Genomic DNA, 26,825 nt, shown 5'->3' on the forward strand with positions numbered 1-26,825 from the left:
TGGAATCGCAAATGGGTGGCGCGACTCGTTACGCTGGTTCAGGCGGTGTCGTTCACCGTCCCGGCGCCAATGGACGTCCCATATTTCTATTTTGCGACAACCGAAAGCGGGGGCGTCAGTCTGTTTTGATGCGTTGCAAAAACATCACGTCGTCGCGGCGGATACGATCGCGGCCCATGCGGCTTCGTCGATGACGCGGATGCCCAGTTCCTCGGCCTTGGCCCGTTTCGATCCGGCATCGGCGCCGACCACGACCAGGTCGGTCTTCTTCGAAACCGACCCGGCGACGCGCGCGCCCAGCGCATCGGCCTGCGCCTTGGCCTCGTCGCGGCTGAGCGTTTCGAGCTTGCCGGTGAAGACCACGGTCTTGCCGGTCAGTTCGCTTTGCGTCGCGGCATGGACGATGTCTTCGGGGCGGACTTCGCGCAGCAGGTCGGCGACGACGTCGCGATTATGCTTTTCGGCGAAGAAGGCGAGCAACGCGTCGGCGACTTCGGGGCCGATCCCCGCCGTCTCGACCGCCGCGACCAGCGCGCGGCCGCGGCGCAGGACGAACTTGCGCTCATTCTCGCCGATCGCCGGCTGGGTCGTGCGGCGGACATGGAGGGCGCGGCGGATCATCGCCGTAAAGTCCCTGGCCGACGTCCAGCGCCGGGCGAGATCGCGGGCGGTCACTTCACCAACATGGCGGATGCCGAGCGCGAACAGGAAGCGGTCGAGGCCGATCGTGCGCCGCGCATCGATCGCGGCCAACAGCTTGTCGACGACAAGGTCCGACATGCGCTCGCGCTGAACCAGTGCCTCGCGATGAGTGTGCAGGCGGAAGATGTCGGCCGGCGAGGCGATCAGCCCGTCACGGAAGAATTCCTCGACCCGGACCAGCCCCAGCCCGGCAATGTCGAAGGCGTGGCGCGAGACGAAATGGATCAGCCGTTCGACCCGCTGCGCCGGGCAGACAAGGCCGCCGGTGCAGCGCACGACCACCTCGCCCTCGCCGCGTTCGGCGAGCGAGCCGCATTCGGGGCATTCGGTGGGGAAGGTCCATGCCGGACGATCCTCGTCTCGCGTGAGATTGTCGACGATCTGCGGGATGACGTCGCCCGCGCGTTGTACGACCACCCGGTCGCCGGGACGGACGCCCAGCCGCTCGATCTCGTCGGCATTGTGCAGCGTGGCGTTGGTGACGACGACGCCGCCGACGGTCACCGGCTCCAGCCGCGCGACCGGCGTGAGCGCGCCGGTGCGGCCGACCTGGATGTCGATCGCCTTGAGCGTCGTCTGCGCACGTTCGGCGGGGAATTTATGCGCGATCGCCCAGCGCGGGGCGCGGCCGACGAACCCGAGCCGCTCCTGCCAGTCGAGCCGGTCGAGCTTGTAGACGACGCCGTCAATGTCGAAGGGCAGGTCGGCGCGGCTACCCTCGATCGCGCGATAGACGGCAAGCGCCTGCGCCGCACCGTCGCAGCGCTGGAACGCGTCGGCGATGGGAAAACCCCAGTCCCTGAGCGCGGCGACGACCCCGGCCTGGGTATCGGCGGGGAGGGCGGCGACCTCGCCCCAGCCGTGCGCAAGGAATTTCAGCGGGCGCGACGCGGTGACGGTCGCGTCCTTCTGTCGCAGCGATCCGGCGGCGGCGTTGCGCGGGTTGGCGAACTGGCGTGCCTTGGCCGGGTCGACCGCATCGGCGAGCAGCCGGGCGTTGAGCGCGGCGAAATCGTCCTTCGCCATATAGACCTCGCCGCGCACCTCGAACACGTCCGGCGCGGCGGCGGGCAGGCTTTGCGGAATGTCGGCGATGGTCGCGACATTGGCGGTCACGTCCTCGCCCACTGCGCCGTCCCCGCGGGTCAGCGCGCGGACCAGCTTGCGCCCTTCGTAGCGTAGCGAGCAGGACAGGCCGTCGATCTTCGGCTCGGCGGTCAGCGCCACGGCTTCGTCGTCGGACAGGCGCAGGAAGCGGCGGACACTGGCGACGAATTCGGCGACGTCTTCGTCGGCGAAGGCGTTGTTGAGGCTCAGCATCGGCCGGGCATGCGCGACCTTGGCAAGATGCCCCGACGGCGCGGTTCCGACCCGCAGCGAGGGGGAATCGGTGCGGACCAACGCCGGGAATGCCGCCTCGACATCGCGATTGCGGCGGACCAGCGCGTCGTAATCGGCATCGGTCAGGATCGGCGCGTCTGCCCCGTGATAGGCGGCATCGGCCTGCGCGATCCGTTCGGCCAGTTCGGCCAGTTCGGCGGCGGCTTCGGCGTCGGTGGCGGGCAGGGGGGCGGTGGTCATGCCCCGACCGCTACCCGCTGTCCGGGCGGGCGATCAAGGGGAAGGCGGCGCGCTATTCCTTGCGGCGGATGGTCATGCGGCGTTCGACGACGATCGGGCGGTCGAAATGCAGCCCGGCGCGACCGTCCTCGGCCCAGCGGATCGTCGCTGCCGACCAGTGGCCGCCGCCGGTGTCGATGCGGATGACTGATCCGATCGCGCCTTCGCCAAAATCGACGAGATCGATCAGCGCGCCGGTGGTCGACAGGTCGCGGATGCGCGCCGGACGGCGGCGGCCATCGACCTCGATCGTGGTCGACCGCAGCATCCGCGTCCGCACCGCACGTTCCGCCTTCGGTCCCTGCGGGGTCAGCGCCCCGCCTTCGCGCAGCAGCCGCGCGGCGGCGGTCGCCCCGTCGACGGGCGGGCCATAGACCGGCCCCACGACCTCGGTACAGCCAAGGTCGCGCAGCACCGCCAGCTCGTCATGATATTCGACACCCCGGGCGGTGGTCGCGATACCGAGCAGGTCGGCGAGCGTCACGATCGAGCGGACCACCGCGGCGTTGCGCCCTTCGGGATCGCTGACCCCCCGCACGAAGGAACGGTCGAGCTTGATCCGGTCGAGCGGCAGGCGGCGCAGGCACGACATCGATGCCTGTCCCGCCCCGAAATCATCGAGCGCCAGCCGGATGCCGACCCCCTGCAACGCGGCGAAGGTCGCGACGGCATGGCGCATGTCGCGCAGCAGGCTCGCCTCGGCGATGCTCAGTTCCAGCCGTTCGGCGGGCATTCCCGACCGCGCGATCGCGTTGGTCAAAATCGCGGGCAACGACGGGTTGGCGAATTGCGCACCCGACAACTGGACCGACAGCCGCGTGTCGCCCGTCCAAGACGCCGCGTCGTGACAGGCGGTGCGCAACACCCATTCGCCGATCGCCTCGATCAGCTTGCATTCCTCCGCCACGCCGAGGAACTGCTGGGCCGCCAGCGTGCCGCGCGTCGGATGTTCCCAGCGGACCAGCGCCTCGAACCCGGTGATCCGGCCGCCGTCGAGCGCGACGACCGGTTGATAGACGATGCGCAACTGGTCGCGCGACAGGGCGACCCGCAGGTCGTCGGCCATTTGCTGGCGGGACCGGCTATCCTCCAGCAGCGCGTCGTGGAAGAAACGGTGGACGCCGCGTCCGGCGCCCTTGGCGGCATAGAGGGCGAGGTCGGCATGGCTGACCAGCACGTCGGGCGTCGCCCCGTCGTCGGGCGACACGGCGATGCCGACCGAACAGCCGATCGATACCGCATTGCCGCCGATGAAATAGGGTTGCGACAGCGATGCGATGATCGCCTGCGCCAGCGTCGCCATCTGCGCGCGGTTGCCCATGCGCGGCAGGACGACCTGGAATTCGTCGCCGCCCAGCCGCCCGACCAGCCCGGCATCGCCGACGACGCGCAGCAGCCGTTCCGCGACCTGTTTCAGCAACGCATCGCCGACCGGATGGCCGAGCGTATCGTTGACCGCCTTGAACCGGTCGAGATCGAGCAGGAACAGCGCGGTGCCGTCATAGCCGGGCTGCGCCAGCGTCTGTTCGAGCGAGATGCGCATCCGTTGCCGGTTGGCGAGGCCGGTCAGGCTGTCGAACAGCGCGAGGCGGGTGATTTCCGCATCCGATTGCCGCACCGCTGCCATGTCGGTGCCGGTGCCCACGAACCCCTCGAACCGGCCGAACGGATCGGTGAACGGGCTGCCCGATACGCTCCAGCTCCGCTCCTGCCCGCCGGCAAGGGCGGGGGTGACGGCGTAATCGGTGAAGGCGGTACGGGCCGAGAGGTGAAAGGCGATGGTGCGTTCCGAATCGTCCGGCCCGGATCCGGCGCCGGCGATGCGCAGCAGATCGGTCAGCGCGGTGCCGACCGGATCGATATCGGCAGCGGCGAACACGCGCACGATCTTGTCACTCAGATACGCGACGCGCCCGTGGCGATCGGTCTGCCAGAACCAGTTCGGACCGTGATCCTCCGCCTCGCGAATCAGTCGTGCGGCGCGGTCGTCGGACAGGCGCGTCGAATCGTCGGGCCGCTGTACCCACGATCGCAACGCCGCCTTCATTCCATCGATCGCCAACTGCCGGTCCCTTTCCCTATGGGCGCGAGGATAGCGGCGCATCGTGAACGAATTCTTTGCATGGCGCCGCTTCCTGCCTGTAGGGCAGTGTGGAAAATGACCGATATGGACCCGCAGATGACCGTCACCATCACCGAAGCCGATCTGATCGACAGCGTCGCCGATGCGCTGCAATTCATCAGCTACTATCACCCGATGGATTATATCCGCGCGCTGGGCGAGGCCTATGCTGCCGAAACGTCACCGGCCGCCAAGGACGCAATTGCGCAAATTCTGACGAACAGCCGCATGTGTGCGGAGGGGCATCGCCCGATCTGTCAGGATACCGGCATCGTCACCGTGTTCGTCAAATGGGGGCAGAATTGCCGCCTCGACAGCGAGCGTTCGTTGCAGGAGGTCGTCGACGAGGGCGTGCGCCGCGCCTATCTGCACCCCGAAAACAAGCTGCGCGCGTCGATCCTCGCCGACCCTGCATTCACGCGGCGCAATACGAAGGATAATACGCCTTCGGTGCTGCACGTCGAAATGGTGCCGGGCGACAAGGTCCATGTCGACGTCGCGGCCAAGGGCGGTGGCAGCGAGAACAAGTCCAAGTTCAAGATGATGAACCCCAGCGATTCGATCGTCGACTGGGTGCTGGAGATGATCCCGCAAATGGGTGCCGGCTGGTGCCCGCCCGGCATGATCGGCATCGGCATCGGCGGCACCGCCGAAAAGGCGATGCTGCTCGCCAAGGAATCGCTGATGGCGCCGATCGACATGGGGCAGTTGAAGGCGCGCGGACCGCAGACCGATGTCGAGGCGCTGCGCATCGAACTGATGGACAAGGTCAATGCGCTCGGTATCGGTGCGCAGGGGCTGGGCGGCCTGTCGACCGTATTGGACGTGAAGATCCTCGACTGGCCGACCCATGCCGCGTCGAAGCCGGTGGCGATGATCCCGAACTGCGCCGCGACCCGCCACGCGCATTTCACGCTGGACGGTAGCGGCCCGGCCTATCTGGAGCAACCGAACCTCGCCGACTGGCCCGACGTCAATTGGACGCCGGACAAGGCGGCGATCCGCGTCGATCTCGACACGCTGACCCCCGAGGTTGTCGCGACGTGGAAGCATGGCGACCGGCTGCTCTTGAACGGCAAGATGCTGACCGGCCGCGACGCCGCGCACAAGCGGATCGCCGACATGCTGGCGAAGGGCGAGGAACTGCCCGTCGATTTCCGCGGGCGCGTGATCTATTATGTCGGACCGGTCGATCCGGTCGGCGAGGAAGTGGTCGGTCCGGCCGGCCCCACCACCGCCACCCGCATGGACAAGTTCACCCGCATGATGCTCGACCAGGGCCTGCTCGCGATGGTCGGCAAGGCCGAGCGTGGGAGCGATGCGACCAAGGCGATCGCCGAGGCCAAATCGGCCTATCTGATGGCGGTCGGCGGCGCCGCCTATCTGGTCGCGCGCGCGATCAAGGGGTCGAAGGTCGTCGGCTTCGAGGATCTTGGCATGGAAGCGATCTACGAATTCGAGGTGCAGGACTTCCCGGTCACGGTCGCGGTGGATAGCGAAGGGCAGAATGTCCACCACCTCGCCCCGCTGGTGTGGCGCGAGAAGATCGCGAAGGAGCGGTTGCTCGAGCGGGCGTAAGGCTGGCCGTCTTCCTTCCCGCCCGTGCGGGAAGGAAGACGGGGCAGGGCGGTCGTCCTTCCCGCGCAGACGGGACCCAGCGAAGGTTAGACCTCCGCAAAAGTCGAAAGCGCCGTGTCCCCGCGGAGGCGGGGACCCAGGGCCACATTCGCAAGCCGTTGTTTTGCTCGGCTCTGGACCCCCGCCTCCGCGGGGACACGGCGGGGCCAGCGTATAGGTAGCGGCCTTTCGCAAAGGGCTCGCCTTCGCCGGCCCGAATTCCTGCCGGCCGGACGCTGTCCCTAATTCGTCTCCGCCGTCAGCGCATCGATGAACCGCTTGCGCCACCAGATCACGTCCTCGTCGACGACATTGTCGATCATCGCCTGCCACCGCTCGATCCGTTCGGCGCGCGGCATGCGCAGCGCCTTGTCGATCGCGTCGGCCATGTCCTCGGCGCTGTAGGGGTTCACCATCAGCGCGCCGCACGACAATTGCTGCGCAGCGCCGGCAAAGCGCGACAGCACCAGCACGCCCGGATCGCGCGGGTCCTGTGCCGCGACATATTCCTTCGCGACCAGGTTCATGCCGTCGCGCAAAGGGGTCACCAATCCGATCCGCGCCGCGCGATAGATGCCGGCCAGCACCTCGCGCGGATAGCCCTTGTTCACATAGCGGATCGGCACCCAGTCGGTATCGGCATAGGCACCGTTGATCCGCCCCGATTGCTGTTCGAGCGTGTTGCGGATGTCGCGATAGGTCTGCACCGCGGTGCGCGACGGCGGCGCGATCTGGAGCAGATAGACCAGGGCCCGCCGATCGGGATGGTTCTGCAGGAAGCGTTCATACCCGGCAAAGCGTTCGGGCAGCCCCTTCGAATAATCGAGCCGGTCGACCCCGACGATCAGGCTGCGCCCGACCGCGCTTTCGAGCTGGTTGAGTTGCGCCGCGCGCGCGACCGGCCCGGCCGCGCCGGCGATGAAGTCCTTCGCCTCGATCCCGATCGGGCAGCTGATCGCGGTGATCGTGCGCCCGCCGACGGTGACGCGGTTGCCGTCGATCGTCCCGTCCATCTCCTCGCGGACATAGTTGAAGAAGCTGTCGAGCCATTCCTCGTTCTGGAACCCGACCACGTCATAGGCGAACAGCGCCTCTACCATGCGGCGGTGATCGGGCAGCGCGGTCAGCAGCCGGCGTGGCGGCCACGGGATGTGCAGGAAGAAGCCGATGCGGTTGGTGATCCCCTGTTGCCGCAGCACCCAGCCCAGGGGGATCATGTGATAGTCATGGACCCAGATCAGGTCGTCGGGTTCGATATGCGGGCCGATGCGTTCGCCGAACACGCGGTTGACCCGTTCATAGCCGCCCTGGAAATCGCGTTCGAATTCGGTCAGGTCGAGGCGATAGTGGAAGAGCGGCCACAAGGTGCGGTTGGCGTAACCGTCATAATATTCCTCGACGTCCTGCTCGCTCAAATCCATCACCGCGCTGGTCACGCCGCCATAGGTCTGGAAGCGGAGTTCGCGATTGTCGCTGGTCTCCCCCGACCAGCCGAACCAGATACCGTCCTCTTCCGCCAGCGCGGCGTTGAGCGCGACGGCCAGCCCGCCCTGCGCCCCGCCGCCGGTGCCGGGCTGGGGAGCCTGCACCCGGTTCGAGATGACGATCAATCGACTCATCGTACGACATTCCATGACTTGCTCAGCAGGACGGCGCTGTTGATCATGCCGACCAGCGAGTAGGTTTGGGGATAATTGCCCCACAATTCCCCGGTTTCGGGGTCGATATCCTCCGACAGCAACCCGGCGGGCGTGCAGCGCGACAACATCTCCTCCAGCAGCTCGCGCGCATCCTCGTCGCGGCCGGTCGCGTGCAGCGCTTCGATCAGCCAGAAGGTGCAGACGTTGAACGCGGTGTGCGGCAGGCCGAAATCGTCCTCGATCGCGTAGCGCAGCATGTGGCTGCCCCGGCGTAGCCCCTTTTCGACGGCGTCGAGCGTACCGATGAAGCGCGGGTCGTCGGGGTCGAGGAAGCGCAGGTCGAGCAGCTGGATGATGCTGGCGTCGAGATCGTCGCCGCCAAAGGTCGCCGACATGCGGTTGGTCTCCGGCCGCCATGCCTCGCGTTCGATATTGGTCCGCATCGCGGTCGCCCGGTCGCGCCAGAAGGTTTCGCGCTCGGTCAGGCCCAGCGTGCCGGCGACATTGGCGAGCCGGTCGCACGCCGCCCAGCACATGGCGGCGCTGTAGGTGTGGACATGGCTCTTGGTGCGCAGCTCCCACAGACCGGCATCGGGCTTGTCATAGGCGGCCCAGGCGCGTTCGCCGATCGGCTCCAGCGCCTCGAAATCGGCCTGTTTGCCGACGCGGAACAGCCGCTGGTCGAAGAAACCCTGCGCGTTCGACAGGATGATCTGGCCATAGGCGTCGTGCTGGACCTGTTCATAGGCCTGGTTGCCGACGCGCACCGGCCCCATGCCGCGATAGCCGTCCAGCCCCTCCGCCTCGCGCTCGACCAGCGTCGCCTCGCCACCGACGCCGTAGAGCGGCTGGATCTGCCCATCGGCGGCATTGTCGACGATGTTGCGCAGATATTCGAGATACCCCTCCAGCACGTCGAGCGCGCCGAGCCGGTTCAGCGCCTGCACCGTATAATAGGCATCGCGGATCCAGCAGTAGCGATAGTCCCAGTTGCGCCCCGAATTCGCATGTTCGGGGATCGAGGTGGTCAGCGCGGCGACGATCGCGCCGGTCTCCTCATGCTGGCACAGCTTCAGCGTGATCGCGCTGCGGATCACCGCCTGCTGCCATTCGACCGGTGTGGCGAGGCCGCGCACCCAGTGGCGCCATTCGTCGATGGTGTTCTTCAGCATCCGCTCGACCGACGCTGGCAGTTCGTCCGAGAAACTCTCGTCTGGTCCCAAGAAGAAATGCAGCGTGCGCTCGACCCGGAACAGCCGCTCGTCCTCGATCCAGCCGACTGGCGCGCTGGTCGACAGGCGGATCGTCTCACCGTCGAGCAGGTAGCGGATATGGTTCGACCCGCGCGTCCGCTCCGCCTGCGCGCTGCCCCAGTCGACCGAGGGGCGCAGGCGCACGCGGATGCGGGGGCTGCCGGCCAGCGGGCGGACGATCCGGCAGAAGGCGACCGGGCGATACATGCGGTCGTGTCGCTTGAAACGCGGACAGAAATCGACGACCTCGATCGCATTGCCCTGCGCATCGACATGGCGCGTGACCAGCACCGGCGTGTTGCGAATATAGGTCTGCTGCGTATCGACGCAGCCGTCGAGGTCGATCTCCCAGAAACCGAACGCCCCGTCCGATCCGCGCCGCCGGTCGTCGAGCAGCGAGGAAAAGGCCGGATCGCCATCGACGCGCGGCAGGCACCCCCATACGAAGCGTCCGTTGCGGTCGACCAGCGCCGACACCTGACAATTGCCGATCGGCCAAAGGTCCATCGTCGCGGTCATGCGTTCGTCTCCAGCCAGCCCAGAAAGGATGCGACATCGTCGAGGCGATAGGTCGCAGCGGTATCGCGCATCGGGCCGATCAAGATGCCGGCGCCGCCATGATGCGCCGCAACGACCATGCCCGGTTCGTCGGTCAGGTCGTCGCCGACGAAGATCGGCGGGTGTCCGGCAAAGGGCGCGCTCTCGCACAGCGTCGCGATCGCCGTACCCTTGTCATGACCGTCCATGCGCAATTCGATCATCATCTTGCCGGCCTGCGTCGTCAGCCCGTCGCGCTGGGCAAAGGCATCGACGAGCGCGTGCGCCTCCTGTTCGACCTCGGGAGCGCCGCGATAATGGATCGCGACGCCTAATGTCTTGATCTCGATCACGATCCGGGGATCGTCGCCGAACCGGTCCTTGAATGCGCGCTCGGCCGCGGTCAGGCTGGCCGGGCGATCGGGCAGCAGCGTGGTGCCGCCGGCGGGGCGGATTTCGGCGCCATGGCTGCCGACGACCGCATAGTCGGCGATCGTCGTTCCCAGAAAGCCGTCAATTTGTTCGATCGACCGCCCGCTGACGATCGCAACCCGTCCGTCCAGCCGCTGCGCCAGCCGATGCAGCAGCGAACGCAATTCGTCGCCGACCACTACCCCATCGGGGCGTTCGGCCAGTTCGACCAGCGTGCCGTCGAAATCGAGGAACAGGCCGGCATCATCGAGAAGGCCGGCGGGCGGAGGGGGAAGGTCTTGGTACGCCATCGGTCCGATGAACGCCGCGTGACCGTGAATCGTTTCGCAGGTGCAGTGTATTTTGGTGAACGGTCGTCCGAGCCGGGACGTTGCTCCAAAGGGCAATTGCGGGCCTTGCCTCTTCCGGCAAGGACCAAACAATGCCCAAGTAACTGGCAATCCGGGGGTGGCGAACCCCGCGCGCAGCCGGTATGCACACCCCATGACAGCCCGGATCATCGACGGAAAAGCCTTTGCGGCAAATTTGCGCGCGAAGGTCGCCACCCATGCCGCGACCTTCGCCGAAACCGCGGGGCGTCCCGCCGGCCTTGCCGTGGTGCTGGTCGGCGAGGACGCCGCCTCGGCCGTCTATGTGCGATCGAAGGGGAAGGCGACGCGCGAGGCCGGCATGGCCAGCTTCGAACATCGCCTGTCGGCGGATGTGTCGCAGGACGAGCTGATCGCGCTGGTCGAGCGGCTGAACGCCGATCCGGCGGTCGACGGCATCCTCGTGCAATTGCCGTTGCCCCGGCATCTCGACAGTGATGCCGTGCTGCTCACCATCGACCCGGACAAGGATGTCGACGGTTTCCACCCGGTCAATGCCGGACGGCTGGCGACCGGTCTGCCCGGCATGGTGCCCTGTACCCCCTATGGCTGCCTGTTGCTGTTGCGCGATGTGCTGGGGGACCTGTCGGGCAAGGACGCGGTGGTCGTCGGCCGTTCGAACATCGTCGGCAAGCCGATGGCGGCGCTACTGACCGCCGAGAGCTGCACCGTCACCATCGCCCATTCGCGCACGCATGACCTGCCCGGTCATGTCGCGCGCGCCGATATCGTCGTCGCGGCGGTCGGGCGGGCGAACTTCGTGAAGGGCGAATGGCTGAAGCCCGGCGCGACCGTGATCGATGTCGGCATCAACCGGACCGATGACGGGCTGGTCGGCGATGTCGACTTCGCCTCCGCCATGTCGGTTGCGGGCGCGATCACCCCGGTGCCGGGCGGGGTGGGGCCGATGACCATCGCCTGCCTGCTGCGCAACACGCTGGTCGCGGCACACCGGCGCGAAGGGTTGCCGTTCGACGACAGCGCGCTGTGATCGAACTATTCGTCTCGTCGCTCATCACCTTCTTCGTGGTGATCGATCCGCCCGGCTGCGCGCCGATCTATGCCGGGCTCACCACCGGGGCGTCCAACGTACAGCGCCGGTCGATGGCGATCCGCGCGGTCGGCATCGCCACCGCCATCCTCCTCGTCTTCGCCCTGTTCGGGCAGGCGCTGCTGAAGGCGCTGGGCATCAGCCTCGACAGCTTCCGCATCGCCGGCGGCATCATGCTGTTCCTGATCGCGCTGGAAATGGTGTTCGAAAAGCGCACCCAGCGCCGCGAGGACCGCGCGCAGAAAATCATCGAGACGCATGAGGTCGAGGACGTGTCGACCTTTCCCATGGCGATGCCGATGATCGCCGGGCCGGGTTCGATCGCGTCGGTGATGCTTCTGATGAGCCAGGTCGGCGACTGGAGCGCGCGGGCGGTGGTGCTGGGCGCGCTGGCGTCGATCCTGTTGCTGACGCTGCTCGCGCTGCTGGCGGCGGGGCCGCTGATGAAGCTGCTGGGCGCGCGGATCGAGGCGGTGATCACCCGGCTGCTGGGCGTGCTGCTGGCGGCGCTGGCGGCGCAATTCGTCATCGACGGGCTGCGCGCGAGCTTTCTGTAAGCATTCCCGAGTGTTGCTGAATGGTTACAGCTCACATGTAATTTTAACCTTACATTCGTTCGTATTTGCAAAGCCCCTTGTATCGGCAGATACTTAACCCCGTTCGGAACCGCCACGCGCGCGTGCCGACCGCTTCGAACACCCGTCAGGGTCAAAGGGGATATCTGTTTTCATGGTTGCTTTCTCAATGCGCACGTCGTTGCGCCACGGTGCGGCTTTGTCCGCGCTGTTCGTGGGTGTCGCAGGCGCGCCGGCCTTCGCACAATCGACCGCCACCACGCCGGACGCAGCGACGACGCTGCCCGTAACCGGGCCGCAAGAGACTGCAACCGACAATAGCGGTGACGAGATCGTCGTTACCGGATCGATCCTGCGCCGTACCAACGCCGAGACCCCGTCGCCGGTTAGCGTGCTCAGCGCGGAATCGCTCGAGCAGCGCGGTCTGAACACCGTGGCGGAAGCGGTGCAGCGCCTGTCGGCCAATGGCGCCGGTACGATCACCCAGGGCTGGAACACCGGCAGCAACTTCGCGACCGGCGCCAACGCGGTGTCGCTGCGCGGCCTGACCGTGCAATCGACGCTGACCGTGTTCGACGGCCTGCGCATGTCGCCCTATCCGCTGGCCGATGACGGCCACCGCAACTTCGTCGATCTGAACACGATTCCGAACGCGATCATCGACCGGATCGAAGTGCTGCGCGACGGCGCATCGTCGACCTATGGCGCCGACGCGGTCGCGGGCGTCATCAACGTCATCACCAAGAAGCAGATCCAGGGCGTCCATGTGAATGGATCGGCCGGCATCTCGCAGCGTGGCGACGCCGCCGAACAGCGCATCGACCTGACGCTCGGCTATGGCGACCTGAACGAGCAAGGCTTCAACTTCTACGTCAATGGCGAATATCAGCGTAACGAGGCGCTCTACGCTCGCGACCGCGGTTTCCCGTACAACACTGCCAACCTCAGCAGCATGTGCGCGCCGTCGATCGGCCGCCCCGAAATCCGCAATGCTGCCGGCGCCATCACCCAGACGGCAATCGCCGCCGGCACCGTGACCTGCCGCGCCAATGGCGTCCGCAACGGCTTCAACGCCGATGGCGGATTCAATGGTCTGCTCAGCACCACCGTGCCCGTCGTTCGCGGTGTCGATGCGACCGGGGCAGGCACCACCCGCTACAACCTGCTAAACGCCGCCGCCGGCTGCCGCGACTTGGTGGCAGTGAACGTGCCGACCGGCGCGTCGACCACTGCCGGCCCGGTCCAGTGCCAGCAGGACTTCCGCAACCAGTATTCGCAGCTGCTGCCCGATCAGGAGCGGCTGGGCTTTGCGACGCGCTTCACCGCCAAGCTGGGGGACCGCGCCGAAGTCTACGCGATCGCCAACTATTACCAGACGCGTACCGCGACGCAGATCTCGCCGCTGGGCTTCAACAACCAGACGACCCCGCCGGGCACCGTCCTGCTGAACCCGCTGTATCTGCCGACCTATGTCTGCGCCAATGGCGTCGGCACGCTCGACATGCTGAACACCGGCTGTAACGCGACCAACGGCACGCTGAACCCGAACAACCCGTTCGCCGCCTCGGGGCAGCGCGCGCAGATCCTGTCGCTTTACGATCGTCCGCGCGACATCCAGTCGAAGGCTCGCGCGCTGCGCGGCGTCATCGGCGTGCAGGGATCGTTCGGCGACGACTGGCGCTACAGCGCGGACGTCACCGCGTCGAACGTGCAGCTCGACATCCGCCAGGCGAACTATCTGATCCCGCAGCGCATCCTCGACGTCGTCGCGCGCGGCACCTATAATTTCGTCAACCCGGAACAGAATTCGCAGGAAATCCGCGACTATATCGCGCCGGTGAACGAGACCCGCTCGACCTCGGACCTGTGGCAGGCCCAGGCGACGCTGGCCAAGGATCTGTTCCAGCTGCCGGGTGGTCCGCTGCAGACGGCGGTGGGCGTCGCCTATCGTCACGAATCGATCAACAACCCCAGCGCCAACCCGGCCAACGACAGCAACCCCTATGACCGCTATTACGGCGTGAATTCGGTCGGTGCGATCGGCAGCCGCAACGTCAAGTCGGCTTTCTACGAAGTGAACGCGCCAATCATCGACCAGTTCGAGGTCAACGCGTCGGGCCGTTATGACGACTACTCGTCGGGCCAGAAGAATTTCTCGCCGAAATTCGGTGCGAAGTTCACGCCGATCCCGCAGGCCGCGATCCGTGGTACCTGGTCGAAGGGCTTCCGCATCCCGAGCTTCAACGAAGCCTTTGGTCTGCCAACGACCGGCTACATCACGCGTCAGCTCGACCGGAACAATCCGGCACAGGCGGCCTTCATCGCGGCGCATGGCGGCAACAACTACGCCACCGACCAGTTCTCGGTCGGCCAGACCACCGAAGGCAATCCGGCGCTTGACCCTGAAAAGTCGACCAGCTGGACGGTCGGCGCGATCTTCGAACCGATCCGCCGCGTCAGCCTGACGGTCGATTACTTCAACATCAAGATCAAGGGCATCATCGGCGCTGCCGACGACACCGGCGTGTTCGAACAATATTACGCAAATAACGGCGTGGTGAACGTTCCGGGCATCACCGTGCGTCCTGGTATCGCCGACGTGAACTTCCCGAACGCGCTGCCGCATCTCGGCTTCATCGAATCATCGTTCCAGAATGGCGATTCGCAGGAAGTTTCGGGTATCGATCTCGGCGTGAACGTGAACTTCCCGTTCAGCGACAACGTCCGCCTCGTCAGCGGGTTCGAAGGCACCTACCTGATCAACTTCGACCGCGTGACCGAGAACGGCAACCGCCAGCGCTATGCCGGCACGCTCAGCCCGTGCGACGTCACCTCCTGCTCGGGCTCGCCGCGTTGGCGCGCGACGTGGCAGAACACGCTGGAAATGGGTCCGGCGACCCTCTCGGTCACGACCTACTACACCAGCGGCTACGACCTCGCCTCGATCGACTATGACGGTGTGAAGGGCGACTGCCTCGCCAGCATCGGCGCGTCGGTCGTGACCTATCGCGACGGCGTTACCCCGGTACTCTGCAAGGGGCCGGAGACGTGGAACGTCGACCTGACTGCCTCGTACAAGGTTAGCGACCGCTTCACCCTGTACACCAACGTCCTCAACCTGCTCGACCTGAAGGCACCGTTCGACCCGAGCGCGGCCTACAGTCAAGGCCAGTACAACCCGGCATGGGCCGGCGCGAACATCCTCGGCCGGTTCATCCGGGTCGGCGCACGCGTCGATTTCTAAACTGCGATCGTCGTGAATGAGGGAAGGGCGCTCCGGCAACGGGGCGCCTTTTTTTTTGGGGGGGGGAACTGAAGCACGCCAGCCCTTAATATTCGACGTGATTTACTATGTTATAACGCTGTTACGCAATTGTTAGTTGCGTTTATCGAAAAACGAGAAGTCCTCGCAAGTTGACGTTTAATAGAATACGTCCTTATTTTAATAAGGCAGTTTGTTTTCAATGTTTTGCCTAAACGGGCGTATCTTTGTGGTAACCCCTGTTACCGAAAAAACACGATGTGACGTTTTCTGTATTCGGTGCTGTATCTGCCGATTGCGCGCAAAGTTCGTGTCCCGTTAGTTTCTCCATGTTGCATCGTTCTTACGGTGCCAGGGAAAACAGGGGCAGATATGAGAATGAACGTACGTACCACGTTGTTGGCCTCGACGCTGCTTATGGGAGTGGCGACGCCTGCGATGGCGCAGGTTGCGCAGGGCCCGGAAAGCCCGACCAGCGAAACGACTGGCGAACCCGCCGCGGAGGTCGACGTCATTACCGTAACGGGTTCGCGTATTGCGCGTCCCGAAATCGATTCGCCGGTTCCGCTGACCACCGTTGATCGCGTGCAGTTGCTGCAACGCGGCGTTTCGAACGTTTCGGACATCCTCAACGAACTGCCGCAGGTCGCGATCGGCTCCACCCGGACCAATACCAACTTTCTTACGTCCGGCACCGGCATCTCGACCGTCAACCTCCGCGGGTTGGGGTCCAACCGTACGCTGGTCCTCGTCAACGGCCGGCGGTTCGTCGGCGGCTTCGGCGGCGATACCGCGGTCGATCTGAACAATATCCCGACCGACTTCCTGGAACGCGTTGACAACATCACCGGTGGTCAGGCCGCAGTCTACGGTTCGGATGCTATCGCCGGCGTGGTCAACTTCGTTCTGCGGGACAGCTTCGAAGGGCTGCAGGTCCGCGCACAGGGGGGCGTGACCGAGCGCGGCGACAATGGCCGTTATTTCGTCAGCGTCACCGGCGGTACGAAATGGGGTGCCGACGATCGCGGGAACGCGATGCTCAATTTCTCCTACGACCGCGACAACGGCCTCAAGTCGGCGGACCGTGCGATCTCGGCACAAGACTGCGCCTTCCTCGTGTGCGGACCGGGTTCGTACAGCTCGTTCGCACCCCAGGGGCAGTTCCAGCTGCTCAATACCGCAGGTACGGGTTCGGTGCGTGCGCTGCCGGGCAATAACAACAACTTCTCCTTCCGGCCCGATGGTTCGCTGGCGTTGCTGTCGGGGTACCAGACCGGTCAGTTCGGGTTCAATCGCAACGGCCTGCGCCGGATCGCGGTGCCGCTCGAACGCTATCTGGCCAGCGGCATCTTCAATTACGAGGTGACGAGCGGCATTCAGGCGTATGCTGAAGTCACCTATGCCCGCACCAGCTCGAACGCGTCGATCGAACCGTTCCCGCTAGCCAATACCGACGTCTATGCCAGTGGCGGCATCCCGATCACCAACGCGTTCATCCCGACGACGATCGCCAACGCGATCGCTGCGGCCAACTCGGATGCGGATCCGTCGAACAACGTCGGGTCGCTGGCCTTCCGTCGTCGCCAGAACGACGTGTTCAGCCGCAGCAACCGTGCCGAACGCAACACGTGGCGCGCCGTCGCCGGCGTGCGGGGCGATCTCGGTTCGGACTTCAGCTACGACGTCAGCTATGTCTATGGCCACCTGAACGATTTCAACAGCAGCCAGGACGTCGACACCGCCCGCTATCGCCAGTCGCTGGACTCGATCCGGGTGGGCACGGGTAACGTCGTCGGCGTCGACATCGTCTGCCGTGACGAAGCGGCACGCGCTGCGGGTTGTATCCCGATCAACCTGTTCGGTCTCGGCACCGCTGATCCGCGTGCGGCAAGCTATGTCCAGGCGGTTGTTCCCAAATCGGAAGACATCACTAACGAACAGCATGTCGTCACGGCATCGATCTCGAACTCGTCGCTCTTCGATCTGGGTGCGGGCGGCGTCGGTATCGCGGCGGGCGTCGAATACCGGTCCGAATCGGTCGTCGACGATCTGGATACCCTGACCAACACCGGCGGTAATTCGGGTAACCAGATCCCCGATCTTCGCGGGTCGCAGGACGTCCGCGAAGTGTTCGGCGAAGTGAACATTCCGTTGCTGTCGGACCGGGGGCTGTTCCAGTTCCTGGGTGTCAATGGCGCGATTCGTTATTCGGATTACTCGACGGTCGGCGGGGTGCTCAGCTGGAATGCCGGCGGCGAATGGGAACCGTTTGATGGCTTCCGTCTCCGCGGCCGCTACGCCGTGGCCAACCGTGCGCCCAACAACAGCGAATTGTTCAGCGCACCTTCCGAAACCTTTGCGGCGGTGACCGATCCGTGCGACGGCATCACCCGGGTGTCCACCGGCGCTGCTGACGCCGCCTGCCGTCAGGTGCCCGGGATCGCGGCCTTCTTCGCCGCCAATCCGAACGGCACGTTCGCTTACACGCTCGCCGACACGCAAGGGGTCAACGGCTTCGTCGGCGGTAATCGCAACCTGCGCGAGGAAACCGCCAAGACGATCACTGGCGGCTTTACCTACAACCCCAGTTTTCTGCGGAACCTTCAGTTCACCGCGGACTATTTCGACATTCGTATCGACGGTGCGATCTCGACCCTCGGCCGGTCGGATACGGTCGAAAAGTGCCTGGGGACCGGCGCTGCCGTCTATTGCGACAACGTGATCCGCTTCGCGAGCACGGGATATCTGCAGACGGTCAATGCACAGCTGATCAACATTGCCGGTTTCAAGGTTCGCGGGATCGACGTCGGACTACGCTTTGCGCAGCCCCTCGGCCTGTCCAGCCAAGACCAGCTTTCGGTCGTCGCGAACTATACCTATCTGCTCGACTATAAGACTCGCACCGATCCGTCGGCTCCTGAAGAAGAGTTCGCCGGAACGTTCGGGAACGGCTTCTCGACCCACAAGCTGAACGCGCGTGCGACCTACTCCACGAACGGCACCGGTTTCAGCTGGCAGACGGTCTTCCTGAGCGGTGGTCCGTTCCTTCGGAACGCCTTCATCAGCAACGATCCGGCGGTGGTCGCGCTCAACGACGTCAAGGATTACTGGCTGCACAACATTCAGATTAGCCAGGACGTCGGCAACGCGTTCACGTTCTTCTTCAACGTGGACAACCTCTTCGATACCAAGCCGCAATATCTGCCCGGCACGCCTTACGGCACGCCTACTGGTCTTGAGACCTCGGCGGACTTCGACCTATTCGGTCGTCGCTTCACCGCCGGTGCGCGTTTCACCTTCTAAGCTGAAACCGCGACGACGGATGGACGCGCCTTCCCCTCGGAGAAGGCGCGCTTCCATTTACCCTACGCTCAACGTCAGCGCCCCATCCCCCTCATCGACCCGCACCGTAGACCCATCCTTAACGCTTCCACGCAGGATCAAATCGGCCAGCGGATCCTGCAGGTAACGCTGCACCGCGCGCTTCAACGGCCGCGCGCCGTACACCGGGTCATACCCGACCCTCCCGAGCCAGGCCCGCGCGGCATCGGTCAGTTCGACCTTCACCTTGCGCTCCGCCAGCAGGCGGCCGACGCGACCCACCTGGATATCGACGATCGGTGCCATGTGATCCGCCGCCAGCCGGTGGAACAGGATGATCTCGTCCAGCCGGTTGAGGAATTCCGGGCGGAAATGCGCGCGGACGACGTCCATCACCTGTGGCTCGACCGTCTCGACGCCTGCGCCGTCGGGCAGGTTGGTCAGATATTGTGACCCGAGATTCGAGGTCAGGATCACGATCGTGTTCGAGAAATCGACCGTGCGTCCCTGTCCATCGGTCAGCCGCCCGTCGTCGAGCACCTGGAGCAGGATGTTGAAGACGTCGCCATGCGCCTTCTCCACCTCGTCGAACAGCACGACCTGATAGGGGCGGCGGCGGACGGCTTCGGTCAGCTTGCCGCCTTCCTCATAGCCGACATAGCCCGGCGGCGCACCGATCAGCCGCGCGACGGCATGCTTTTCCATGAACTCGCTCATGTCGATGCGGACCATCGCGTTGGGATCGTCGAACAGGAATTCGGCGAGCGCCTTGGTCAGCTCGGTCTTGCCCACACCCGTCGGCCCGAGGAACAGGAAGCTGCCCAGCGGCCGGTTCGGGTCCTGCAACCCGGCACGCGAACGACGCACGGCGGTGGCGACGGCGCGCACGGCCTCGTTCTGGCCGATCACCCGCTTGCCGAGCGCATCCTCCATGTTGAGCAGCTTCTCGCGCTCGCCCTCCAGCATCCGGTCGACCGGCACCCCGGTCCAGCGGCTGACGACGGCGGCGATGTCGTCGGCGGTCACTTCCTCGCGCAGCATCGCGCCGCCGGCATTGCCCTGCGCTTCGAGCAACTGCTTTTCGAGCGTCGGGATCGTGCCATAGGTCAGCTCGGACATGCGGGCGAGGTCGCCCGAGCGCTGCGCCTGTTCGAGCGCGACGCGCGCGGCGTCGAGCTGTTCCTTGAGCTTGGCTTCGGACGCGATCTTGTCGCGCTCGCCCTGCCAGCGCGTCACCAGTTCGGCGAGTTGCTGCTCGGCATTGGCGAGTTCCTCCTCCAGCGTGTCGAGCCGGTCGATGCTGGCGGCGTCGCTCTCGCGGCGCAGCGCCTCGCGCTCGATCTTCATGCGCAGGATGCGGCGGTCAAGCGTTTCGATCGCCTCGGGCTTGCTCTCCACCTCCATGCGGATGCGGCTGGCGGCCTCGTCCATCAGGTCGATCGCCTTGTCGGGCAGAAAGCGGTCGGTGATGTAGCGGTTCGACAGCGTCGCCGCCGACACCAAAGCGCCGTCGGTAATCCGCACCCCGTGATGAAGTTCGTACTTCTCCTTCAGGCCGCGCAGGATGCTGATTGTGTCCTCGACGGTCGGTTCGCCGACGAACACCGGCTGGAACCGCCGCTGGAGCGCGGGGTCCTTCTCGACATGCTTGCGATATTCGTCGAGCGTCGTCGCGCCGATGCAATGCAGCTCGCCACGGGCGAGGGCGGGTTTCAGCAGGTTGCCGGCATCCATCGCCCCTTCGGACTTTCCTGCGCCGATCAGCGTGTGCATCTCGTCGATGAACAGGATGATCTGCCCGTCGCCCGCCTTGACCTCGTCGAGCACGCCCTTCAGCCGCTCCTCGAACTCGCCGCGATATTTGGCGCCGGCGATCAGCGAGCCCATGTCGAGCGACATCAGCGTGCGATCCTTCAGCCCCTCGGGCACGTCGCCATTGGCGATGCGCAGCGCGAGGCCTTCCGCGATCGCGGTCTTGCCGACGCCGGGTTCGCCGATCAGCACCGGATTGTTCTTGGTCCGGCGCGCCAGGATCTGGATCGTGCGGCGGATCTCCTCGTCGCGGCCGATGACCGGATCGAGCTTGCCGTCGCGCGCCGCAGCCGTCAGGTCGCGGGCGAATTTCTTGAGCGCATCATAGCGATCTTCGGCCCCCGCCGTATCGGCGGTGCGTCCGCCGCGCAGCTTGTCGATCGCGGCGTTCAGATTCTGCGCCGTGATGCCGGCAGCGGTCAGCGCCTTGCCCGCCGGCCCCTGCGACATGGCCAGCGCCAGCAACATCCGCTCGACGGTGACGAAGCTGTCGCCCGCCTTGGTCGCGATCTGTTCGGCCTGGTCCAGCAGGCGGACGCTGTCATTGTCGAGGCCCGGATTCTGTTGCGCGCCCGACCCCGATACCGACGGCATCTTGGCCAAGGCGGCATCGGTTTCGGCGATCGCCCGCCGCGCATCGCCGCCGGCAGTGGTGATCAGCCCGGCCGCCATGCCCTGTTCGTCGTCGAGCAGCGCCTTCAATATATGTTCCGGCGTGATCCGCTGATGCGAATTGCGGATCGCCACGGTCTGCGCCGCTTGCAGAAAGCCCCGTGCCCGGTCGGTGAATTTTTCGAGGTTCATCGTGTTCCCCTGTGATGTTGCGGGCGATATGGTGTGGTAAAAGGGCAACACAAGGGGCGTGCATCGTTTGGCACGGCACGGCGTTGGAGGCGCAATGGCAAGCGTCGTTCGCATTCTCGGCTGGGTATTGGTGTGGATCGTCGCGATCCTGTGCATGACGGTGACGATCGTGCCGCGCTTCCTCGATCGCATTTACTATCGCGGCGTCGCGGGCGACCATTTCGACGGTGCGCGTTTCTTCAATCCCGATGGCGACGACACCTCGGCCCCGCCGGGCGGCAGCCGCAGCGGCTTCTTCTGGCGACAGGCAACCGGCAGCGACGGCCGCCCGCCATGGCCCGCGCAGATGTCGGTTCGGCCCGCACGGCCCGCCGAACTGCTGTCCGCCGCAACGCCCCCGGCGCGCGATCCCGGTCAGACGCCGATGCGGGTGACGTGGATCGGCCATGCATCGGTGCTGGTCCAGACCCCCGGCCTCAACATCCTGACCGATCCGGTGTGGAGTGAACGCGCCGGCCCGTTCGGCTTCGGTCCGAAACGCGTCGCCGCACCGGGCATCGCGCTCGCCGACCTGCCGAAGATCGACCTGATCGTCATCAGCCACAATCATTACGACCATCTCGACCTCGCCACGTTGAGGAAGCTCTACGAGCGGGACCGGCCGGCGATCGTCACTGCCCTTGGCAACGACGCGATCCTGCGCAGCGCTGGCATCCCCGCATCGGCGCTCGACTGGCGACAGATGCGGCAAGTGGCCGGCGCCAACGTCCATGTCGTGCGCAACCATCATTGGTCGAGCCGCTGGTTCGTCGACCGCAACCGCGCCTTGTGGTCGGCGTTCGTCGTCGAACTGCCCGGCGGCAATCTGTTCTTCGCGGGCGATACCGGCATGGGCGACGGCGCATGGGTGGAGGAGGCGAGGGCGCTCGGCCCGATCCGCCTCGCCTTGATCCCGATCGGCGCGTTCCGGTTCCAGCCGGGACAGATGGCGAGCGGCGCGCATATCGGACCGGTCGACGCGCTGGATGTGTTCCGTCGGCTAGAGGCGTCGCGCGGCATCGCCATTCATTGGGGCACGTTCCGCCTCTCCTATGAAGGCTATGCGACCCCGCCCAAATTGCTGAGCGCGGCGAAGGCATGTGCCGGCGTTACCGATCGCCGCTTCGGCGCGGTTGTGATCGGCCGCCCGGTCGACATCGCGCCGATGACCGCCGCTGCCGCACCGCCGTTCGATCGGGACGCCGTGCTTCGCTGTCTCGATGGTCCGGCGGGCAACGCCTTGCGCTAAGTGTCGAAACGGTGAGACTGCCCGGATGACCCACACCGCAAACCGGTCCGTTCGCGACAGATGGATGGCGCAAATCATGCTGACGATGCTGTGGAGCGCGCTGTTGACCTACGGCATGATCGTTTTGAACCTTCTTCCAAGTCCGTGGTATGCGCTCTGGATGATTATCACGCCGTTGCTCGTTGGTCTCACGCTCAATCAAGGTGCCAGACAGCTTGTTATGGCGTTTGCGTTGCCCTTCGCTTCCATCGTCGCATGTACCATCGTCGGCAATGCCATGGGCGGGGTGTGAGCCTTCAAACCGGTTAAGAGTTCACAACCGATCACAATCGCCCTATTGGTAACGCCAGATACGATCCGGCAAAGACCGGACCATAGGAGAGAGACATGCTCGATTTCGCGCTCGGCGAGATGGCCGATGCCATTCGCGAGACCACGCAGCGCTTCGCCGCCGATCGCATCGCGCCGATCGCCGCCGCCGTCGATGCCGAGGATCGCTTTCCGCAAGAACTCTGGCCCGAAATGGGCGCGCTCGGGCTGCACGGCATCACCGTAAGCGAGGAAGATGGCGGCCTAGGCCTCGGCTATCTCGAACATGTCGTCGCCTGCGAGGAAGTCGCCCGCGCCTCCGCCTCGGTCGGCCTGTCCTATGGCGCGCATTCCAACCTGTGCGTCAACCAGATCGCGCGCTGGGGGTCGCCTGAGCAAAAGGCGAAATATCTCCCCAAACTCATCAGCGGCGAACATGTCGGGTCGCTCGCCATGTCCGAAGTCGGTGCCGGCTCCGACGTCGTGTCGATGAAGCTGCGCGCCGACAAGGTCGATGGCGGCTATCGGCTGAACGGCACTAAATTCTGGATCACCAACGCCCCCTATGCCGCGACGCTGGTCGTCTATGCCAAGACCGCACCGGACGCGGGATCGAAGGGGATTACCGCCTTCCTGATCGAGAAGGACTTTGCCGGTTTCGCAATCGGCCAGAAGATCGACAAGATGGGGATGCGCGGATCGCCGACCGCCGAACTGGTCTTCAACGACTGTTTCGTGCCGGACGATAACGTCATGGGTCCGCTCAACGGTGGCGTCGGCGTGCTGATGTCGGGCCTCGATTACGAACGCGTCGTGCTGTCGGGCATCCAGTTGGGGCTGATGCAGGCGTGCCTCGACACCGTCCTGCCGTACGTCGCCGAGCGCAAGCAGTTCGGCAAGCCGATCGGTGCGTTCCAGCTGATGCAGGGCAAGATCGCCGACATGTCGGTCGCGCTCAATTCGGCGCGGGCCTATGTCTATGCGGTCGCCCGTGCCTGCGACGCCGGCCGCACCACCCGCCACGACGCGGCGGGCGCGATCCTGCTGGCGTCGGAAAATGCGGTGAAGGTCGCCAATGACGCGATCCAGGCGCTGGGCGGGGCGGGCTATACGAAGGACTGGCCGGTCGAACGCTATTATCGCGACGCGAAGCTGCTCGACATCGGTGCCGGAACCAACGAAGTTCGCCGGATGCTGATCGGTCGCGAATTGCTGGGCGAGGGGACGCGCGCACAATGACGGTGCTGCCGACGCTGGTCGATCGTGGATCGGACGCCTTCGCCGCCAATACCGCGCACAACGAAGCGCTCGCCGCCGATCTTCGCGAACGTACCGCCCGCACCGCATCGGGCGGACCCGAGCGCAGCCGCGAACGCCATGTCGCGCGCGGCAAGCTGTTGCCGCGCGACCGCATCCACCGCCTGCTCGACGCCGGATCGCCCTTCCTTGAAATCGGCGCGCTGGCGGCGGGCGGCATGTATGGCGACGAGGCTCCGGCGGCGGGTGTGATCGCCGGCATCGGCCGCGTCCATGGCCGGCAGGTGATGGTCGTCGCCAACGATCCGACCGTAAAGGGCGGCGCGTACTTCCCGATGACGGTCAAGAAGCATCTCCGCGCGCAGGAGATCGCCTCGGAAAATCATCTGCCCTGCATCTATCTGGTCGACAGCGGTGGCGCGAACCTGCCGCATCAGGCGGAGGTGTTCCCCGACCGCGACCATTTCGGCCGCATCTTCTTCAATCAGGCGCAGATGTCCGCAAAGGGCATTCCCCAGATCGCCTGCGTGCTGGGCAGTTGCACGGCGGGCGGCGCCTATGTCCCTGCCATGTCCGACGAAACGGTGATCGTGCGTGGGCAGGGGACGATCTTCCTCGCCGGCCCGCCGCTGGTCAAGGCCGCGACCGGCGAGGTCATCAGCGCCGAGGAACTGGGCGGGGCCGACACCCATGGCCGCAAATCGGGCGTGGTCGATCATGTCGCGGAGGATGATGAGCAGGCGCTGCTGATCGTCCGCGATATCGTCGCGACCTTGCCCCCGCCGCGCCGCGCGGAACTGGCGCTCACCGACCCGCGTCCGCCGCTCCACGACGCGGCCGACCTTGCCGGCATCGTGCCGACCGATGTCCGCGCCCCCTATGACGTGCGCGAGGTGATCGGGCGCATCGTCGACGGATCGGAACTGCACGAATTCAAGCCGCTCTACGGCACGACGCTGGTCTGCGGCTTCGCGCGCATCTGGGGGATGCCGGTCGCGATCCTCGCGAACAACGGCGTGCTCTTCTCCGAAAGCGCGCTAAAGGGCGCGCATTTCATCGAACTCGCCTGTCAGCGCCGCACGCCGTTGCTGTTTCTTCAGAATATCTCGGGCTTCATGGTCGGCGGCAAATATGAGGCGGAAGGCATTGCCAAACATGGCGCGAAGCTGGTCACCGCCGTCGCCACCGCACAGGTGCCGAAACTGACCGTCCTGATCGGCGGCAGCTTCGGGGCCGGTAATTACGGCATGTGCGGCCGCGCCTACAGCCCGCGCTTTCTGTTTACCTGGCCCAACAGCCGCATCTCGGTAATGGGCGGCGAACAGGCGGCGAGCGTGCTCGCGACCGTCCACCGCGATGCCGATACATGGACGCCGGAGGAAGCCGAAGCGTTCAAGACCCCGATCCGCGATCGCTACGAAGTGGAAGGCAGCCCCTATTACGCCACCGCCCGGCTGTGGGACGACGGCGTAATCCTCCCCGAACAGACCCGCGACGTGCTCGGCCTCGCTTTGTCGGCGACGCTCAACGCACCCATCGCCGACCGCGCGCAGTTCGGCATCTTCCGGATGTGATGATGAGGATTGCGCGATCCCACCGGCCAGTTCGTACCCCGGCGAAGGCCGGGGCCCAGTTGGGGGACGACAATGGCTGGCACGCACCGGCGGTAACTGGTCCCCCGCCCGCGCCGGGGCACGCGATCGTTCGAAGCAGGACCTCGCCCAACCCACTGGACGTACCCCGGCGAAGGCCGGGGCCCAGTTGGGGAACCTCATCCAATGACCGCAACCCGCCCGTAACTGGACCCCGGCCTGCGCCGGGGTACGGCCCGCTTGGGGAAGGTGCGGCCGCATGACCACCATCTCCAACCTCCCCCCGATCCGCCCGACCAAGCCGACCGAACCGGCCTTCACCCCGGCGAAAACCCCGACCGGGCCGGCGTCCGGCTTCACCCCCGGCCCGAACACCGGCATCGACAGCGTCGCCTATGACGCGATCCTCGCCATGGTCACCCGCGCCATCGCCAGCCTGCCGCCGGGCACCGCGCTGTCGAGCTTTCTTCACACCGTCGCCCGCGTCACCGCCGAAGTTGAGGCGCAGCTTGCTGCCGCCCCGAACCCCCGCGACGGCGGTACGCTGACGCCCGAGGCGAAGGCGACCACTGCCCAGGCCGAGGCGATCGCCCAGCGTCTCGCCGCCGCCTTCGCGCCCGATCCGGTCACCGCGCGCGCCGCGATCGCCGATGCGTTTCAGCCCAATCCGCTGTCCGCGCCGGAGGTTAGCGCTCGCGATCTTGCGCTCGCCGCTGCCGCGATGCTCGGCCCGCGCGTCGATTTTACGCCACAACCGCCCGCTTCGTCCCCGACCAGCGTCGATCCCCACGCCGACCCTATCCCTACGGAACAGCCCATGCGCGACCGCCTCTACCTGCTCGACCCGCAATTCGAAGACCCGGCCTATCCCGGCCGCAGCTTCTATTGCCGCGACTGTGTCACCATCGACGGTCTGCTGGCCCGTTTCCCCGACAAGGCGTCCGAGCTGGAGGTGATCCGCATCCCCTATCCGCGTCCCCGCGACGCGGTGATCGCGGTGGTGGGGGAAGCGCACCAGAACCTGCCGCTGCTGGTCCTTGGCGCCGGTGCCGATGCCGCGCTTGCGGACGGCCGTCACGGCGACACCCGTTTCGTCAGCGACTTCAAGGGGCTGCTCCACGCGCTCCATCTCCGCCATGGTTTTCCGGAGGCGCATCCATGACGCTTTCCTACACGTTTCCTCCGACCTATCCTGTCCCGCCCGCCGGGCGCGTCGCCGCGACCGCTCGCGAAGGCCATCTACGTGGCAACTTCGTCACCTTC

At 65.7% G+C, this 26,825-nt stretch carries 16 protein-coding genes; 10 read left to right on the top strand and 6 right to left on the bottom strand.

The window, feature by feature from the left end; translation table 11 throughout:
• Positions 1-144: 144 nt before the first annotated feature.
• Both ligA and ACZ1JS_RS02165 read right to left on the bottom strand, forming a co-directional pair.
• On the bottom strand, positions 145-2,283 hold the full coding sequence (gene ligA, locus ACZ1JS_RS02160; RefSeq protein WP_465167511.1) for an NAD-dependent DNA ligase LigA: 2,139 nt from the start codon (positions 2,281-2,283) through the stop codon (positions 145-147).
• A gap of 52 nt (positions 2,284-2,335) precedes the next feature.
• Complete coding sequence (locus tag ACZ1JS_RS02165) at positions 2,336-4,384, bottom strand: EAL domain-containing protein (protein WP_465167512.1); 2,049 nt, start codon at positions 4,382-4,384, stop codon at positions 2,336-2,338.
• 117 nt (positions 4,385-4,501) lie between these two features.
• Here ACZ1JS_RS02165 and ACZ1JS_RS02170 point away from each other — a divergent pair, with 117 nt between their 5' ends.
• On the top strand, positions 4,502-6,022 hold the full coding sequence (locus tag ACZ1JS_RS02170) for a fumarate hydratase (RefSeq protein ID WP_465168611.1): 1,521 nt from the start codon (positions 4,502-4,504) through the stop codon (positions 6,020-6,022).
• Positions 6,023-6,303: 281 nt separating this feature from the next.
• Here the strand turns inward: ACZ1JS_RS02170 and ACZ1JS_RS02175 are convergent, their stop codons facing one another.
• From ACZ1JS_RS02175 to otsB, 3 genes are read right to left on the bottom strand one after another with little or no spacing between them, the layout of a single operon-like run.
• Positions 6,304-7,680: an alpha,alpha-trehalose-phosphate synthase (UDP-forming) gene (locus ACZ1JS_RS02175; protein WP_465167513.1), complete on the bottom strand. Its 1,377-nt coding sequence runs from the start codon at positions 7,678-7,680 to the stop codon at positions 6,304-6,306.
• Positions 7,677-9,473, bottom strand: a complete 1,797-nt coding sequence (locus tag ACZ1JS_RS02180) for a glycoside hydrolase family 15 protein (protein ID WP_465167514.1) — start codon at positions 9,471-9,473, stop codon at positions 7,677-7,679. Before ACZ1JS_RS02180 ends, ACZ1JS_RS02175 begins: the two co-directional genes overlap by 4 nt.
• A complete protein-coding gene (gene otsB / locus ACZ1JS_RS02185; protein WP_465167515.1) occupies positions 9,470-10,213 on the bottom strand; it encodes a trehalose-phosphatase in 744 nt (247 codons plus the stop codon). Before otsB ends, ACZ1JS_RS02180 begins: the two co-directional genes overlap by 4 nt.
• Positions 10,214-10,406: 193 nt before the next feature.
• Between otsB and folD the strand changes: the two genes are divergently transcribed.
• From folD to ACZ1JS_RS02205, 4 genes are all read left to right on the top strand, one after another.
• Positions 10,407-11,282 (top strand): bifunctional methylenetetrahydrofolate dehydrogenase/methenyltetrahydrofolate cyclohydrolase FolD, encoded by an 876-nt coding sequence (folD, locus tag ACZ1JS_RS02190; protein ID WP_465167516.1) that lies wholly within the window; start codon positions 10,407-10,409, stop codon positions 11,280-11,282.
• Complete coding sequence (locus ACZ1JS_RS02195; protein ID WP_465167517.1) at positions 11,279-11,899, top strand: MarC family protein; 621 nt, start codon at positions 11,279-11,281, stop codon at positions 11,897-11,899. The genes folD and ACZ1JS_RS02195 overlap by 4 nt, the downstream gene beginning before the upstream one ends.
• A 172-nt stretch (positions 11,900-12,071) precedes the next feature.
• A complete protein-coding gene (locus tag ACZ1JS_RS02200; RefSeq protein ID WP_465167518.1) occupies positions 12,072-15,161 on the top strand; it encodes a TonB-dependent receptor domain-containing protein in 3,090 nt (1,029 codons plus the stop codon).
• A gap of 396 nt (positions 15,162-15,557) precedes the next feature.
• Positions 15,558-18,482: a TonB-dependent receptor plug domain-containing protein gene (locus ACZ1JS_RS02205; protein ID WP_465167519.1), complete on the top strand. Its 2,925-nt coding sequence runs from the start codon at positions 15,558-15,560 to the stop codon at positions 18,480-18,482.
• Positions 18,483-18,539: 57 nt separating this feature from the next.
• Here ACZ1JS_RS02205 and clpB read toward each other — a convergent pair whose 3' ends face one another.
• On the bottom strand, positions 18,540-21,116 hold the full coding sequence (gene clpB / locus ACZ1JS_RS02210) for an ATP-dependent chaperone ClpB (RefSeq protein ID WP_465167520.1): 2,577 nt from the start codon (positions 21,114-21,116) through the stop codon (positions 18,540-18,542).
• Positions 21,117-21,210: 94 nt separating this feature from the next.
• On the opposite strand from clpB, the gene ACZ1JS_RS02215 reads away from it, so the two are divergent.
• The 5 genes from ACZ1JS_RS02215 (at position 21,211) to ACZ1JS_RS02235 (ending at position 26,724) form a co-directional block, all read left to right on the top strand.
• Positions 21,211-22,404: an MBL fold metallo-hydrolase gene (locus tag ACZ1JS_RS02215; protein ID WP_465167521.1), complete on the top strand. Its 1,194-nt coding sequence runs from the start codon at positions 21,211-21,213 to the stop codon at positions 22,402-22,404.
• A gap of 76 nt (positions 22,405-22,480) precedes the next feature.
• Positions 22,481-22,696 (top strand): hypothetical protein, encoded by a 216-nt coding sequence (locus ACZ1JS_RS02220; RefSeq protein WP_465167522.1) that lies wholly within the window; start codon positions 22,481-22,483, stop codon positions 22,694-22,696.
• Between the two features lie 95 nt (positions 22,697-22,791).
• Positions 22,792-23,952: an acyl-CoA dehydrogenase family protein gene (locus ACZ1JS_RS02225; protein WP_465167523.1), complete on the top strand. Its 1,161-nt coding sequence runs from the start codon at positions 22,792-22,794 to the stop codon at positions 23,950-23,952.
• Entirely contained in the window at positions 23,949-25,544 is a 1,596-nt protein-coding gene (locus tag ACZ1JS_RS02230; protein ID WP_465167524.1) for a carboxyl transferase domain-containing protein, read from the top strand. The genes ACZ1JS_RS02225 and ACZ1JS_RS02230 overlap by 4 nt, the downstream gene beginning before the upstream one ends.
• A 277-nt stretch (positions 25,545-25,821) precedes the next feature.
• The gene (locus ACZ1JS_RS02235; RefSeq protein ID WP_465167525.1) at positions 25,822-26,724 is read left to right on the top strand and encodes a DUF3088 domain-containing protein; all 903 of its coding nucleotides are present in this window, start codon (positions 25,822-25,824) and stop codon (positions 26,722-26,724) included.
• Positions 26,725-26,825: the final 101 nt, after the last annotated feature.

This window comes from Sphingomonas sp. BL-S-05, from assembly GCF_055521695.1.